Origin of the sequence: Novosphingobium guangzhouense (genome assembly GCF_002896965.1) — a bacterium.
GTDB lineage: Bacteria > Pseudomonadota > Alphaproteobacteria > Sphingomonadales > Sphingomonadaceae > Novosphingobium > Novosphingobium guangzhouense.
Map to the genome: position 1 here is coordinate 75,433 of NZ_LYMM01000028.1, position 16,061 is coordinate 91,493.

The following is a 16,061-nucleotide window of genomic DNA, read 5'->3' on the forward strand; positions in this document are numbered from 1 at the left end:
TCACAATTCCGCAAATTCATTTCCTTCATACACAAAAGCGAAATAAAGGACCGCGCATGAATGCGGCACCCAGGTCTAACGACCGCGCTTCCGATTGATAGATATGAATTAGTGCCATTTGCGCGTATTTCACAATATAGACCGCGTGCAGAATCCAAACATAAAATGGGATAATATACCAGCGCCGCCGGATTTCTTGTGAAACTCCAGTATAAATATGGAAAGGCAACTAAGTGAACAACCGTCAAATGCCGTTGGACAGATTGGCTGATGTAGATTCGTTGAGCGACCGTCATGAATGACTACTCTTCACTTCCGCATCGCTTGAACGGCCGAAGCATTTTTCGCGTTCTGTTCTCCGCCCTAACCCTCGCCGTTGGCCTTGTCCTTGCCGCAGGCGGGTTGAGGCTGATCACACTTGGAGGGTCATCCTATTATGCCCTGGCAGGTGTGGCATATGTTATTCTCGCGTTTCTTTACCTTAAAAGGCACCACGCTGCTTTACATCTGACGATCGCCATTTTTGGTGCGACGGTCATCTGGGCCCTTTTCGACACGCCCGAGTTCGGCTTCTGGGCGCTGCTGCCACGTCTGGTGGTTCCCGCCCTGATGTTTGGTCTCGGGCTTTGGGCGAGTGCGACGCTGGAAGCCGTGCCGGCGAAACTGCGCAGTGCCAGCTTCTGGGGTGGTGCAGCAACCGCCGGTGCGCTGATATTGACGCTCATTTCGGCTTTCTTCCCGCACGGCGCCATTTACGAGCCGGGCAATCTGTCCGCACAAACGCCCCTCGCGCTCGACAAGATCGACGCGCCGGGCAACTGGGCGATGTTCGGGCGCAACGCCAACGGGACGCGCTTTGCGCCATTCAACGACATCAATCTCGAAAATGTGAGCGATTTGCAGGTTGCGTGGACCTATCGCACCGGGCGCCGCACGACCGGGGCCGGGATTGGCGTCGACGAGAACACGCCGCTGCAGATCGGCAACATACTCTACTCATGCACGCCTGAAAACATGGTCACGGCGCTCGATGCAGACACCGGCAAGGCGCTGTGGAAATTCGATCCACATGCTCATTCCGCCGAACACGTCACATGCCGGGGTGTTGGCTATTACGACGTCGACGCCGATACCCGCTTGACGCCCTCGCAGAAAGCTGCGCTCCCCGACGGTATATGCAGGCAGCGGCTGCTCATCTCCACGGTCGATGCACGTCTGATCGCCATCGATGCGGCCACCGGCAAGCCTTGCGCCGATTTCGGCAAGGGGGGCACAGTCGACCTGGCCCCAGGCATGGGCCCGGTCGAGCAGGGCAAGCGCTATCATCCGACATCGGTTCCGGTGCTGATGGGGCATGTCGCCGTTGTCGGTGGCTGGGTCCGTGACATCGTCCACGGCGAACCCTCGGGCGCGGTGCGCGCCTATGATGCCCTGACCGGCAAGCTGGCCTGGGTCTGGGACGTGGGTAGTCCCGACAATGCTGTCGCCGCGCAGCAGAATCCGCAATTCTCTCTCGAAACCCCCAATGTCTGGACGGTCCCGACTTACGACCGTGACCTCAACCTCGTCTACCTCCCCACCGGGGCTGGTCCGCCCGACTATTGGGGGGGTGACCGCAACCAGGCCAAGGAAAAGTTCGGCGCCGCCATTGTCGCGGTCGACGCCTCGACCGGTCGGACACGGTGGGTCTATCAGACCGTACACCACGACGTGTGGGACTATGACGTGCCCTCACAACCCGTTCTCTATGATGTGACGAACGACAAGGGCCTGAAGGTTCCCGCGCTCATCCAAACCACCAAGACGGGCAATATCTTCGTTCTCGACCGTCGGACCGGCAAGCCGGTTACTCGCGTCGTCGAACGGGCCGTCACCAACAATCCGGCTGCCGAAGGCGATCGGCTATCGCCGACACAGCCATTTTCGGTAGGCATGCCAATCATTGGCAATGATCGCCTGAGCGAACGCAAGATGTGGGGCGTCAGCACCTTCGACCAGCTGTACTGCCGCATCATGTTCAAGGACTCGGTTTATACCGGTGCCTTCACGCCTCCGGGTGAGAAACCCTATATCGAATATCCGAGCCTGCTCGGCGGTATGAACTGGGGCGGTGTCTCGATCGACGAAACGCGGGACCTGATGTTTGTGAACGACATGCGCGTGCCGCTACGCATGATGCTGGTCAACGAGAAAAACGCCGGCAAGTACAAGATCTCGATGGACGAAGTTCCCGGCTTCATGGGCACGCTTCGTCCGCAGGTCGCTGGACCCTATCGCGGAGTCCGGATCGACGTTCTCCAGTCGCCGCTGGCCGTACCTTGCAATACGCCTCCCTTCGGCACGATGACCGCGATCGACCTCAAGACCAAGAAAATCGTCTGGCAGGTACCGCTTGGCACGGTGCGCGATACTGGGCCGATGGGTATCAAAACCCACCTGCCGATCCCGCTTGGCATGCCTACTTTGGGTGGACCGACCTCAACAGCCTCTGGTCTGGTTTTCTTTGCCGGGACCCAGGACAATTACCTGCGCGCGCTGGATTCGCTCACGGGCAAAGAAGTGTGGAAGGCCCGGCTGCCCGCCGGTGCCCCGGCCGCTCCTTTGATCTACCGCTCGCCGCGTACCGGACGTCAGTATGTCGTGATCTCGGTAGGCGGTATGAGCCACGCGGCTGACGTAGGCGACTATATCATTGCCTACGCCCTCCCACAAAAAGGCTTGGCTGCCCGCTAGGGATGACATCGCCACGTCGGAGCGGCCTTTCGGCTTTACCCCGAACAGCCGCTCCGGCCTCTTATTTGATCGCGGATTCCTGGCGCTTCTATGGATCGACCCGGCCTGGAGAAACGCGCCTAGCTGGTCAGGGCTTCATAATGCAAAAATTTCCCCGGCCGTTTTCGCACAGTCGCGCTTCTTTGCCGATGCTAACAACTTTGTCTGCAACCTTGATCTCCTGCGCCAGCCCAGTGATGGCCCATGCCGAAGACAGCGTTCTTCAAGCCAGCGGTTCTCAGGACGGTGCCCCCCTTGAACGGGAGATCGTATCGCCGCTGACGTCGACCAAGTTTTTGTCCGCAGCGTCGCCCCATGAAACGGCATCCGTTGTCACCGCCGTGTCGGTGGGGGCAAATGCAGCACCCACGCCATCAGATGATGACGATGCTGAGGGTGATCATGACACTCCTGCCACCGATACGGCCCCTCTCATGCCCGACACCGCAGAAGGCCTTCGCCGCAATATTGGCGGCAGCAGCCTGCGTCCTCTGACTGACAGTGAGGCTATATCCTGGATGTTGCCATCCGAACTCGACTCGCTGCGCCGTACCGACATTCCCGATGCCTATTATGTGCCGACCACTGTGGGCGGCCATCTGATCACGCCGCTCGATCGGTTCCGTGCCAGCCTGAAGCAGAAGGGATTGACATTCTCCCTCTCCTATAAGGCGGAAGCGATGGACAACCTTGATGGCGGCGTGGAACGCGGCGCAGACTATGTTCACGAACTCACCCTGCAAATGCATTTCGATCTCGACAAGCTGGTCGGGCTGCGAGGCTGGACGCTGCACGCCTTGGTAATGAACCGAGTGGGGCACCAGGTGTCGACCGATCGACTGGGCGAGCGTTATATCAACTTGATGGAAGTGTATGGACTAACGGGAGGCGTCGCCGCTCATCTTGTCGACTTCTACCTACAAAAAACCATGTTAGACGGGCGCCTTGATGTGGCGGTGGGACGCATGTCGCTGACCCACGTGTTTGCGACATCGCCGCTACTATGTTCGTTCATGGTGACGTGCTCGGCGCCGGTTATACTCAAGCGGGCACCCGGGTTCGCCGTTTATCCCAAGGCTACGATGGGTGGGCGTGTACGCTTGCGCCCCACGCGTGATACCAGCGTACAGTTGGGTGTTTATCAGGTCACGCCGCTGGCGAGCAATCCATCGGGCTGGGCCTGGGGCAGCGAGCGAACCACCGGGGTCATGCTGCCGATTGAATTCACGTGGCAGCCGTTTCTCACCGACAAAAAGCTACCGGGCCATTATGTGTTCGGCTATGCCCGCGACACCTCACGTTATGCCGACCTGATGACAACCGGCGCAGCCAACGCGATTAAGCGGGATAGTACGCCGCCTAGCGCACCGATGAATATGTACTGGTTCGAAGGTGATCAGATGATCTACCGCAAGGGCGGATCGGACCAGATGTCGGGTGGTTACCTGATGTTCGGCTATGTCCACAACACCCCGCGCGTGGCGGCGTTGTCAGACCAATATTATGCGGGCTTTTCATTCAACGGGGTGGTCCCGCATCGCGATACCGATCGTTTTGGCGTGCTATGGTCGTGGTATCATGTCAGCGACCGATTGCGCCTCAACCAGATGTACTTGATCGATAGCGGTCAGTCGCTTGGGGCTTCGGTGCTGGCACCGCAGACCAGCTCTCACGTGATCGAGGCTTATTATAGCATTGATGTCATGCCCGGCCTTCAGCTTCAGCCCGAATTTGACTATATGATCCGTCCGGGTGAAACCACCAAGACCCCGGACGCGACGCTACTAGGCATGAAGATCATCGCAAATTTCTGAAAACTACCATCAACTGCTTGCTTCTAACGTTCGGTGCCCCGCCCAATCGCGGCGATGATCTGGCCCTTAAGCCAGTTGGATGCAGCGAGTCGAAACGAGTCCGGATGCCAGCATACCCTATTGGGTATGTACGATCTATTTGCATGTGCCACGCGGAGAATGTCTCTGGACGGGCGCTAGGCGCCGAGGAAGAACGATGACGATGGACAGGACCATGGCATCATGGGCGATGGGGTGGGTATCCCGACGCACCGCACCGACCACCGTCAGACTAGCTGCGCGATGGCTGGAACTACGCTCCATTGGGCTGGCGCCGGAACATTTCAGCCTTGCGGAGGGGTGCCGCGCCGCGCTGGCTGTCGGCGTACCGCTGGCGATCGCGGTTTCCTTCGGGCGGGCGGCGCTAGGCTGGGCGGTGTTCGCCGCCTTCTGGACCTGCCTGTGCGACGCGCCTGGCCCGGACCGGCTGCGACGCCGTCTGCTCCTGCTGTTCGTCGTGTGTGGGACGCTGGTCACGCTCGCCGGAGCCTGGGGGGCGTCGGCAGGTGCTATGGCCGGCATGATAATCGGGCCGGCGCTGGTGTTCCTGTCGATTGTCGGAGGATCACGCGTTGCCTGGAGCGGGCCGCTCGGCACTCTGCTGGCGGTTGTGGGGGTCGTCGCCGTCGGCTTTCCGCGCCCCTTGGATAATGCCCTTTTTCAGGCGGGCGCCTTCAGCGCGGGATCGGCCTGGGCCTATCTCCTGATAAATGCGCTGTGGCGGCTCGACCCTGCGGCTCCGCTGCGCCAGCTCGCCGATGCCGTCACCGCGCGGCTGCTGGACATGAGCGGCGATCTGGCGACGATCGGGGATAGCCGCCATCGCGACGAGCAATGGCACAGCGAGCATGCCGCACATCGCCGCGCCGTGCGCCTGTCGATCGAGCGGCTGCGCGGGTTGATCGCCCCTTACGCCCGCGATCCTGGTGTAACCGCGCCGCTTCTTCGCCTCCTTGACACGGCGGAAACCATATTCGGGGCATTGATCGCGCTCGACCAGGCGTTCATCGACCATATCGGCCCCGCCCCCCAGCGCGTTGCAACTGCGCGGGCGGTACGGGTGGCGCTGCTCGCCTGGCGATCGTCGATGCGCGCGGGGGAAGCCGGCCGGAAAACGAGACACCGCGCCGTCAAGCGGTTGCGGCGAACCGAAGGGCGTCTCTCGGACAACCTGTGCATCGGGTGCGTGCGCGCGATCGCGCAGGCGCTGGACGCTTTCGACGCCCACCCTACCGACCTGCCCATCATCACCAGGACCGCCGACCTGGCAACGGCCCCGGCGACCGGGTGGCGGCAGGCTTGCCGGCAGGCGCTACGCCAGTCCGCCGGGCTGATGGCGGTCTATTACACAGCGATCGTCTTTCGGCTGGGCTATCCTTATTGGGCGGCGATGGCGGTGGTGGTCGTATTGCAGGGCGGCGCACGCGTGACATGGACGCGCTGTCTGGAACGCATTCTCGGAAGTCTGCTGGGCGGGTGCATCGCGCTACTGGTGTTGCATGTCGCCACCGCGCCGGCAGTTTTGGCCGGCTTGGCGATCGGGCTGGCGGGAACGGCGGTGTCGCTGCGGTCGGTGAACTACACCGTGTTCGTGGCGTTCCTCACCATGCTGTTCATTCTGGTCACCGAACTGCTTCAGCCCGGTGCCGGGATCGCCTCCGCCAGGATGCTCGATAACGTCATCGGCAGCATCGCCGCGCTGCTCGCCGTGCTGCTGCTCTGGCCCGATTTTGGCGCCTCCCCCACCGAGCGCATCCGGTCCGGCATCGCGGCCAACCACGCCTATGTCGCGGCGGTCGAGGCCGCCCGCCCGATAGGAGAGATCGAGGCGGCGCGGCGCGCGGCCGGCCTGGCCAGCACGGAGGCCGAGGTCGCGCTGCACGACTTGGGCACAACGGTACGCCGCTTCCACGTGTCGTCGGAAGATCGCGCGTCGATAGCTGCACTGCGCCGCTTGGCAGGCGACGCGGCGATCGCCTGGCACCGGCGCCTCGCCGCAGCGAAGGCGCCACCGGAGGAATCCTGCTAAAGCACTTTGGTCAGACCAAGTCATTGCAAATTCTCGCGGACACCTTGACTCGCGCTGACTACTCACCCACGGAGAGGAAGAGAAACCGGGAGCTTGGTAGGACCATTGGTGCAGACAGCCACAACTTGGAGCCAGACTTATGATCCCTTGGGCAACCTCTGGCTGTCCGGCTTGGTCGCGGCGATACCGATCCTTTTCTTTTTCGCCGCGCTGACCGTGCTGAAGCTGAAGGGGCACGTCGCAGGCACGATCACCCTGTTGCTGGCTATGGCAGTGGCGGTCACGGTTTTCGGGATGCCGGCCGGCATGGCGCTCGCGGCCGCGATCTACGGCTTCTGCTATGGCCTGTGGCCCATCGCCTGGATCATCGTCGGCGCGGTCTTTCTTTATAAGGTGTCCGTGGAAACGGGCCAGTTCGCGATCATCCGGCGGTCGATCCTGGCCATCACCCAGGATCAGCGGTTGCAGCTGCTGCTGGTCGGCTTCGCCTTCGGCGCTTTCCTGGAAGGGGCGGCGGGATTCGGCGCCCCGATCGCGATCACCGCAGCGCTGCTTGTCGGCCTGGGGTTCAAGCCGCTTCACGCCGCGGGCCTGTGCCTGATCGCCAATGCCGCGCCGGTCGCCTATGGCGCGATGGGCATCCCGATCATCGTCGCCGGCGAGGTGACGGGGATCGGGCCGTTCGCGATCGGACAGATGGCGGGCCGTCAGCTGCCCCTGCTGGCGCTACTGATCCCGTTCTGGCTGGTTTTCGTCATGGACGGCATGCGCGGTGTGCGGGAGACATGGCCGGCCGTGCTGGTGGCAGGCGGATCGTTCGCGACCGTCCAGTCCCTGACCGCCAACCATGTCGGACCGGAACTGCCCGACATTCTCGCCGGCCTGGCGACCCTGATCTGTCTGCCGCTATTCCTGCGGTTCTGGAAACCCGCCCGCGTCTTCCGCTTTGAGGACGCCGGCGAAGCGGGAATGGCGCTGCCCGCCCAAGACGCCGCGCCTGTGACGCGCGGTCAGGTGGTGCGCGCCTGGTCTCCCTTTCTGATCCTCACCGCCTTTGTGACCCTGTGGAGCGTCGCACCGTTCAAGCGGCTCTTCGCGCCCGATGGCCCGTTGTCCTCGATGGTGGCGCATGTCAGCGTCCCGCTGCTCGACGGGCGGGTGCTGAAAGGACCGCCGATCGCCGCGCAGGCAACGCCGTTTCCGGCCGATTACAAGTTCGATTGGTTCTCCGGGACGGGCACTGCGATCTTCATCGCCGCGCTTGTCACATTGCTGGTGCTCGGCCTGCGCCCGCGCCGGGCTCTCGTCACCTTCGCCGCGACCGTCAGGGGCCTGCTGGTCCCGATCTACTCGATCGGCACCGTGCTGGCCTTCGCCTTTGTCGCCAACTATTCCGGGCTGTCCGCGACGCTGGCGCTGCCGCTGGCGCAGACGGGCCGCGCCTTTACCTTCTTTTCGCCGTTCCTTGGCTGGCTTGGCGTTTTCCTGACCGGCTCGGACACCTCGGCCAACGCGCTGTTCGGCGCGTTGCAGGCGACCACGGCGCGCCAGATCGGGGTCAGCGACGTGCTGCTGGTCTCAGTCAACACCACTGGCGGGGGCACGGGCAAGATGATCTCGCCCCAGTCGATTGCGATCGCCTGCGGCGCGGTGGGGCTGGTGGGACGCGAATCGGCATTGTTCCGCTTCACAGTAAAGCACAGCCTGTTGTTCGCCGCGCTGATCGGCGTCCTGACCACCGTGCAGGCCTATATGCTGCCCTGGATGATCCCATGACGACGGTGCCCCCTGCCTCCTCGGCCCCCGGTCCCGCTTCCTCCAATCGCGTAGTCGACCGCGCCGTGGCGGCGATCGAGGCAATCATCGCGGAGCGTGGCCTGACCCCTGGCGCGCGCCTGCCCTCGGAACGCGCCATGGTGGCGATGATCGGCACGTCGCGCGGCAGCCTGCGCGAGGCGATCGGGCGGCTGAGCGCGGCGGGTCTTCTATCGGTCGGGCCGCGCGGCACCACCATCGCCGCTCCGCTGGCGGCGCGATGGGCGGAAGGCACTATCGCCGCACCGCTGGGCGCGCGGATCGCGGCCGATCCCGGCTATGGCCGCGATGTGCTGGAGGTGCGGCAGGGCCTGGAGCGGCAGGCCGCCTTTCACGCCGCGCGGCGCGCGCTGCCTGCGGATCGCGACCATATCCGCCGCTGCTTCGACGCGATGATAGATAGCCATGGATCGGGCGATGCGGGCGACGAGGCCCAGGCGGACGCCGCCTTTCACCTCGCCATAGCGCGCGCATCGCACAATGCGGTGCTCCATTCGGTAATGTCGAGCATGTTTGGGCTGCTGCGATCGAGCATCTCGGATAGCCTGGAAAAGCTCTACACCGTGCCTCGCACCTTTGAGCAGCTATCAGACCAGCATCGCCGGCTGATGGAGACGATCCTCGCTGGCGACGCGGAGGCGGCGCGCGATGCTTCCGACGCGCATATCCAGTTCGTGGAGACAACCATCCGTGGGATCGACGAGGAACGTGCACGCCAGGTGCGCGCGGCCGCGCTCCACGCCCCTTCTATTCCCCAAGACAGGCAAAAGAGCAGATCGTGATCATTTCCGCCCCCACCGACTATCGCGAGGCGGCGCGGCGCCGCCTGCCGCCCTTCCTGTTCCATTACATCGACGGGGGCGCCAATGCGGAGCATACGCTGCGGCGCAACGTCACCGACCTTGCCGATGTTGCGCTGCGCCAGCGCGTGCTGCGCGACGTGGCCGACCTTAGCCTCGAAACCGAACTGTTCGGTAGCCGGCTCGCTATGCCTGTCGCACTGGCGCCGGTAGGGCTGACGGGCATGTACGCGCGGCGAGGCGAGGTGCAGGCCGCGCGCGCGGCCGCCGCTGCGGGAGTACCCTTCACTCTGTCTACCGTCTCCGTCTGCGCCATCGACGAAGTGCAGCGCGCCTCCTCCGCGCCCATCTGGTTCCAGCTCTACGTGCTGAAAGATCGCGGCTTCATGCGCGACGCGCTGGAACGGGCGCAGGCCGCAGGGGTGACGACGCTCGTGTTCACCGTCGACATGCCGGTGCCGGGCTCGCGCTATCGCGATCGTCATTCAGGCATGTCGGGACCCGGCGCGCCCCTGCGCCGCGTCGCACAGGCGATCACGCATCCCCATTGGGCGTGGGACGTCGGGCTGCGCGGCCGGCCGCACGACCTGGGCAACATCTCCACTTATCGCGGGATGCCGACCAAGCTGGAGGATTATATTGGTTGGCTCGGAAACAATTTCGATCCATCGATCGCGTGGCAAGACCTGCAATGGATCCGTGATTTCTGGAAGGGGTCGATGGTCATCAAGGGCATCCTCGATCCCGACGATGCGCGCGACGCGGTGCGGTTCGGCGCGGACGGGATCGTCGTGTCCAACCATGGTGGACGCCAGTTGGACGGCGTGCTGTCCAGTACCCGCGCGCTGCCCGAGATCGCCGAGGCCGTGGGGGGCCAGATCAAGGTGCTTGCCGATTCGGGCATCAGGTCAGGTTTGGACGTAGTGCGGATGCTGGCACTGGGCGCCGATGCGGTGCTACTCGGCCGGGCCTTCATTTATGCCCTGGCTGCGGCGGGGGAAGCAGGGGTCGCCAACCTCCTGGCCCTGTTCGCCAGCGAGATGCGCGTGGCCATGGCGCTGACCGGTGCGCGATCGGTCGGCGAACTCGACCGTGGGGCGCTGGTCGCATGAGCGGAAACGGCAAGAGCCCGGCGCTGGTCGCGGCACTCGAAACGATCGTCGGTAGCGCGTACGTTCTCATCGATCCCCTTGAAACGCAGCGGCGCCGCGACGGCATTGCGCCTTGGCAACGGTCCGATTGCCGCGGCGGGCGAGCCGACCGACTGCGGTGGATTGGTAGTATTGGCGGTGCGGCGTAAAATAGCGTCGGCCACATAGACATCGCTTGAACCGAAGGGATCGATCTTGTCCAAATCTTCTCGTCCGACGTCATCCCGCGTCGCGATTATCGGTAGCGGAAACGTCGGCGCTACCGCCGCGTACGCGTTGATGCTGCGTGGCTTGTTCACCGAGATCGTGCTGATCGACGCGAGTAAAGAGCGAGCGATGGCAGAGGCAGCCGACATTGGCGATGCCAATGCCATTGCACGACCGACCCGCATTTGGGCAGGCGAATATGCCGATGTAGCGAAGGCGGATATTCTGGTCTTGACAGCGGGAGCCGCGACTCATGGCGACGAAACCCGTACGTCCATCGCGGGCAAAAGCGCCGAGATTGTGCGTGCCTGCATCGATGAGGTGAAAGCGGTCGGGTTCGACGGAGTGATCGTCGTCGCCTCCAACCCGGCGGATGCGATGGCACAAGTAGCGCAGCAGGCGTCCGGTCTCCCACCCGAACGTGTGATCGGCACCGGCACCCTCCTTGACAGCAATAGATTCCGGCAGCGAATCGCGGAAGAGCTCGGCATCGCTCCCGCTACTGTTGAAGCATTGGTCTTAGGGGAGCATGGCGATAGCGAGGTCGCCGCCTTTTCTACCGTGCGCATCGGTGGGGTAGCGCTCGATGCTTTTCTTGATGGGCGTATGATCGACCGAGCCGCAATAGCGCGCGACGTGATGCGTGCCGGTTACACAATCAACCATGGCAAGGGCTTTACCTCCTATGGCGTAGCTACTGCGATCGTGCGCATCTGCGAGGCGGTCCACCGCGATGAACGTGTGGTGCTGCCCATCTCCGCACGACTAACCGGAGCGTTCGGTCTGAACGACCTCTACCTGAGCCTACCATGCCTTATCGGCGCACAAGGTGTGCTGCGCGTGCTGGAACCCGATCTCCGGCCTGATGAGCGCTTGGCGCTGCTCGCGTCCGCAGAGGTGTTGCGCAGCACCCTTGACTCGATCGCTTGAGATGCTCCCGCAATAGCAAAGGTCGTAGCTTCCTTCCTTGGGCGTAGCCTCTCGTCCAAGAGCAGCAGCCCACCGGCCGAATGGCAGTCCGAGTACCATCGTATCGAGATGGCTAGTCGCGTAAATCAGCGGCGGCTACTTGCGCTTTCAGTTCTGGACACGCGCGACCGGAGACTCCCTCGGTAACAGCATGGGTCATAAAATGCTTTCCGATAAACGCCGCCAGCAGCAATCCAAAAGTCGGCCCTTTGCACCATTCGACTGTCGACACCCTGCGCTGGAAGGCGCGATCGGACAATTCCTGCCCAATCATGAATGTTGAACATAGCTGCTACTGTCCGGTCGGGCCCGGCACATGACGGATCGGATATGCGCGCATGTCCACCGCCGACCAGGACCTCGCTCGCCAGCTCGACGTGCTGCGCGCGGATGGACGCGAGTAGCTCTATTGGGACCAGGCATACGGCAATCACGCGGATCGGCCTGAACTGGCGAGCCCAATCCGCTGTCGCTTACTGTCCCCGGTTGGCGCTAGCGGCGCTATTCCCACCGGAGCACATCAAAACGGTTAGAATTGGGTCTTTGCTGCATGGGGGCGGTGATACCCGTTTGTTCGCGTGAGAACGCTTAAGTCAGTTTCGGTCATGACGTTCACTAAATTGGGCGGTAATGATGCGCTGTTCACGCTCAAGGCGTTCCTTTCTGCGATCATGGCGTACTACATTGCCCTGCGTATAGGACTGGAGCGTCCTTACTGGGCCATCATAACAAGCTATATCGTCGCTCAGCCCTTGGCCGGCGCTGTTTCCTCCAAAGCGATTTTCCGGCTGTTCGGTACGGTCGTGGGAGCACTTGTGGCCATCGTTTTAGTGCCGACCTTGGGCAATGTCCCTGAACTTCTCTGTCTCGCGCTCGCCGCCTGGTTGGGACTATGCACCTATGTTGCTCTTCTCGACCGAACGCCGCGCGCCTATACTTTCCTGCTGGCCGGGTACACTGCCGGCATTATCGCCCTTCCGACAGTAGACGTTCCTGCGACGATCTTCACCGTAGCGAGCCTGAGGACCCAGGAGATTGCTATCGGGATTATCTCGGCGACGCTGGTCCATAGCCTCGTCTTCCCAAGGACGGTATCAGCCCGGATGATGGCGCGGATTGACGTGATCCTAGCCGATGCCGAGCGGTGGACGCGCGATTCATTGACGCATCAGCAAAGCGATGTTCTCGTCGCCCGGGATCGGCGCCAGCTCGCAACCGATATTCACGAACTGCACCAACTTTCCGCCCATCTTCCTTTCGAAAGCAGCAGGCATCGCCTCAAGGCCGGCATGCTACGCGCCCTGGAAACACAATTATGCCTGCTTTTGCCGCTGGCGAGCGCGGTGGAGGACCGTGTTCAGCAGCTTCAGGTCAATGGCGGCCTTCCCAGTCCAGTGAAAGAGCTGCTGGAGGATGCGGTTCTTTGGCTGGCCGGAGCGGAACAGGGCTGCACCATGTCGGAGGTTGACATTCTGCGTCGACGTGCACGGGCGTGTGAGCCCGATTGTGCGAAATTTGTCCCTTGGAAGGCGGCTCTCGAACTCAGCCTGCTCGACCGATTGGCCGAATTGATCGCCGTTCATGCGGTTTGCCGCGAGTTACGCGATGCCATGGCGCAGAAAGGCATCATTGTGTCAAAGCGGACCCAGGCAGCGGTTCAAAATGCGGGCAAGCGCATGCTGCACCGTGATCACGGGCTGGCCTTTCGCGGGGCTTTGACCACAACTATGACGGTTCTGATCGGCTGCGCCTTCTGGATCATTGCGGCTTGGCCTGCTGGCGCCGGCGCTGTCGTCATTGCCAGCATCATTTGCGCTCTTTTCAGCAATATGGATGACCCGGCACCAACGGCCTGGAAGGTCTGGCAAGGTACATGCGCCGCGGTGGTCGTCGCCGCTGTTTATGCCTTCGCGATCCTGCCACGCGTGACCGATTTTGCCGTCCTGATTGCCGTCATGGCTCCGGCTTTTCTGACGATAGGCACCATGATGGTCAATCGCCGCACAGCAGCCATCGCAATCGGCATGATCCTGGCCCTGCCCGGCTTGATGGGCTTGGATGCTGTTTACTCGTCAAGCTTTACATTTTTCGCCAACGCCGCAATCGCGCAAGTGGTCGGTGCGCTGCTAGCGGTGCTGGTTCTGGAGGCCGTCCGCACGATTGGAGCTGAAAAGGCAAGCTTGCGTTTGATGCGCGCCGGTTGGCGCGATCTTGCCGGGCGAGCAGGTTTGCGCCACATGCCCGACACCGCCAAATGGATCAACACGATGCTGGATCGTATCGGCCTGCTGACACCCAGGCTAATAGAGATCGGCGGCGATACGTCAACTCCTTTGCTTGAGATTTTGCGCGACACACGCGCCGGAATTTCTCTCGACGAACTGCAAAGACTACGGCGTATCGCGAGCCCTAAAGATGCCCGTCTCCTTTCGCTTGTTTTGGGGCGAGTAAGGCAGCACTACGCGCGCAAATCGACAGCGGCAGATCGCACTGACGACGCGCTTGTCCGCACCATAGATTTGGCCATGAGCAAGTTTTCCGGCAATGGCGTAGGCGAAAAGAGGCTCGCCACACTCGCATTGACGAGCTTGCGTCGCAATGTCGTCTCCTGATTTCAGCGAAAACACGGAACTGGAATGCAAAGGAGCGCTTGGCCTGTTCGTTCTGGCAGTCGGCGCGATTATGCTCCGCCGCCGTCGCCGGGCAATCGGTTCATCGGGAAGGAGCCCATCAGTGCAATTCGACCATGCATATCGATGGGGTCTGAAGGCCGCACAGGCCGGCTTGCCGCGTCACGCCAATCCCTACCGTGCCTCCCATGTTCGGGCAGCATGGGAGATTGGTTATGCAAGCCACGCAAGTGGCGGTCTCGAGCGATACCGCCACCGATAAATCCAGGAAACTTGGAGCCTGATGCCCGTAAACATCTGGGTGTAAAGAACGTCATGTGGCAAGCGGCCAAATCCCCTTCCCGCCTTCTCCATAAATCGGGGCGAGTTCCACCGTGTTGCGACCTGCGGCCTTGGCCCGATAGAGTGCCTCATCCGCGGCCTTGATCAGGAATTTCTGATCGGGATGGCCGGAATGCAGGGCAATGCCGATCGACGCGGTGACACTGAGGCCGCCCGAGCTTCCCGTTTCGAAAATATGGCCCTCCATATCTGCCCGAATGCGCTCCGCTATGTTGGCCGCAGCCTCGATGCCTGTCTCGACTAGGACGATCAGGAACTCCTCGCCCCCGTACCGGAAAACGAAGTCCGTCGCCCGGACATTCCCGACGATCACTTGTGCCACCTGCCGGAGGACTTCATCACCGACCTGATGGCCGTGCCGATCATTGATCGCCTTGAAGTGGTCGATATCGACCAGCATGACGCTGAGCGCTGTCCCGTTCTCCTTCGCGAATGTGACCTCGCGGCCAAGTATGGCAGGCAGGAAACGGCGGTTAAGGGCACGGGTCAGCGGATCGCGTCCTCCTTCCATGGTGCTTAATGTCTGGAAGAGATCAGCGACCAGGAAGGAAATTTCGTCAACTGCGGCGCGCAAATCCGCCAAGGCGGATGAGCCATCCTGACGCTTACGGGGAGCATCCAGCTCTGGCAGGAGCATCTCATCGATGCGCTCGACAAGTCGGACCACAGTGCTGAACTGCGCCGATTGCTCAAACATGAACTGTGCCCGATGCCGAAGCCAAAGTCCGAAGGCGGAATCGCCCAAGCGGAGCAACCCGCCACCAGGGCCAGCTTGCAGAAGCGCGAACAGTGTGTTCTGGCTCCACTCCATCAGGCTGGCGCGTTGCGTCTCTTTGTCGACTGCAGCGTCCTGATCCAGAGAGAAGAGCCGATAGGCTTCATCTAGTCTCGCTCTTGCCGTGGTGTCCTTTACATAGGACTGGCTGATGAGCATGACGGCCGTGTCCATTCGCGCATCAGCAAGTTGAAGCGCGCGAATGCCTACCAACGGATCGACTGCCTGACCCTGCAGCAATTCAGCGAGCCGTGTCTTGATCACCAGCGCGCCTGTCATTACGAGATGGACCGGAATCTTGATGCGAGCGTGGACTTCGCCAATGATCTTCTGGCGGGCCTGCTTTTCGGGGGAGTCGCGAATGTCCTGTCCGGAAAACAACTGCGTGAGCCACTCAATGAGGGAAGAGCTGAGCCTCTCCTGCACCACAGCGTGGTTCAGGAACTGGGCAGCCTCCTGGTCACGAAGCAGCGTATCGTAGAACAAAGCGACGAGTTCACGGCCATGTTCGGCAGCCATCTCCGCGAGAAGTTTGAGCGGCGCATGGGAGTGCCGGCTATGGGCGGGCAGCTTCGCCGACCCTTTGATCCGCTCTTCGTCCGTAAACATCAATGTGATCCCTTCCGCGCCCCTTTAAGGGCGATGCCTTACCCAGTCGACGTCCAATAGAATTGAGAGAATGCGCAGAACGTCAATCATGAGAAGGGCGCCCGGCAAT

General features: G+C 61.9%; 10 protein-coding genes. 9 read left to right on the top strand and 1 reads right to left on the bottom strand.

What is annotated here, in order from left to right:
- Nucleotides 1-294: 294 nt before the first annotated feature.
- The 9 genes from A8V01_RS09085 (at nt 295) to A8V01_RS09125 (ending at nt 14,208) form a co-directional block, all read left to right on the top strand.
- A complete protein-coding gene (locus A8V01_RS09085) occupies nt 295-2,733 on the top strand; it encodes a membrane-bound PQQ-dependent dehydrogenase, glucose/quinate/shikimate family (protein WP_036526756.1) in 2,439 nt (812 codons plus the stop codon).
- Nucleotides 2,734-2,873: 140 nt separating this feature from the next.
- The gene (locus A8V01_RS09090) at nt 2,874-4,586 is read left to right on the top strand and encodes a carbohydrate porin (RefSeq protein WP_036526757.1); all 1,713 of its coding nucleotides are present in this window, start codon (nt 2,874-2,876) and stop codon (nt 4,584-4,586) included.
- Between the two features lie 196 nt (nt 4,587-4,782).
- A complete protein-coding gene (locus A8V01_RS09095; RefSeq protein ID WP_017503111.1) occupies nt 4,783-6,654 on the top strand; it encodes an FUSC family protein in 1,872 nt (623 codons plus the stop codon).
- Nucleotides 6,655-6,762: 108 nt separating this feature from the next.
- Entirely contained in the window at nt 6,763-8,430 is a 1,668-nt protein-coding gene (locus tag A8V01_RS09100; protein ID WP_036526799.1) for a lactate permease LctP family transporter, read from the top strand.
- On the top strand, nt 8,427-9,251 hold the full coding sequence (locus tag A8V01_RS09105) for an FCD domain-containing protein (RefSeq protein ID WP_048939162.1): 825 nt from the start codon (nt 8,427-8,429) through the stop codon (nt 9,249-9,251). Before A8V01_RS09100 ends, A8V01_RS09105 begins: the two co-directional genes overlap by 4 nt.
- Nucleotides 9,248-10,381 (top strand): FMN-dependent L-lactate dehydrogenase LldD, encoded by a 1,134-nt coding sequence (lldD, locus tag A8V01_RS09110; protein WP_017503108.1) that lies wholly within the window; start codon nt 9,248-9,250, stop codon nt 10,379-10,381. Before A8V01_RS09105 ends, lldD begins: the two co-directional genes overlap by 4 nt.
- 234 nt (nt 10,382-10,615) lie before the next feature.
- Nucleotides 10,616-11,557, top strand: coding sequence for an L-lactate dehydrogenase (locus A8V01_RS09120; RefSeq protein ID WP_036526759.1), 942 nt, complete (start codon nt 10,616-10,618; stop codon nt 11,555-11,557).
- Nucleotides 11,558-11,934: 377 nt separating this feature from the next.
- A complete protein-coding gene (locus tag A8V01_RS29860; protein ID WP_107917683.1) occupies nt 11,935-12,000 on the top strand; it encodes a hypothetical protein in 66 nt (21 codons plus the stop codon).
- A 201-nt stretch (nt 12,001-12,201) separates the two neighbouring features.
- A complete protein-coding gene (locus A8V01_RS09125; RefSeq protein WP_103095550.1) occupies nt 12,202-14,208 on the top strand; it encodes an FUSC family protein in 2,007 nt (668 codons plus the stop codon).
- A 331-nt stretch (nt 14,209-14,539) separates the two neighbouring features.
- On the opposite strand, the gene A8V01_RS09130 is transcribed toward A8V01_RS09125, so the two are convergent.
- On the bottom strand, nt 14,540-15,952 hold the full coding sequence (locus A8V01_RS09130) for a diguanylate cyclase (RefSeq protein ID WP_036526763.1): 1,413 nt from the start codon (nt 15,950-15,952) through the stop codon (nt 14,540-14,542).
- Between the last annotated feature and the right edge of the window lie 109 nt (nt 15,953-16,061).

Coding starts and splice junctions, on each gene's coding strand:
- A8V01_RS09105 (WP_048939162.1), top strand. CDS start 8,427: ATGACGACGGTGCCCCCTGCCTCCTCGGCCCCCGGTCCCGCTTCCTCC.
- A8V01_RS09130 (WP_036526763.1), bottom strand. CDS start 15,952: ATGTTTACGGACGAAGAGCGGATCAAAGGGTCGGCGAAGCTGCCCGCC.
- A8V01_RS09125 (WP_103095550.1), top strand. CDS start 12,202: ATGACGTTCACTAAATTGGGCGGTAATGATGCGCTGTTCACGCTCAAG.
- A8V01_RS09095 (WP_017503111.1), top strand. CDS start 4,783: ATGACGATGGACAGGACCATGGCATCATGGGCGATGGGGTGGGTATCC.
- A8V01_RS09085 (WP_036526756.1), top strand. CDS start 295: ATGAATGACTACTCTTCACTTCCGCATCGCTTGAACGGCCGAAGCATT.
- A8V01_RS09090 (WP_036526757.1), top strand. CDS start 2,874: ATGCAAAAATTTCCCCGGCCGTTTTCGCACAGTCGCGCTTCTTTGCCG.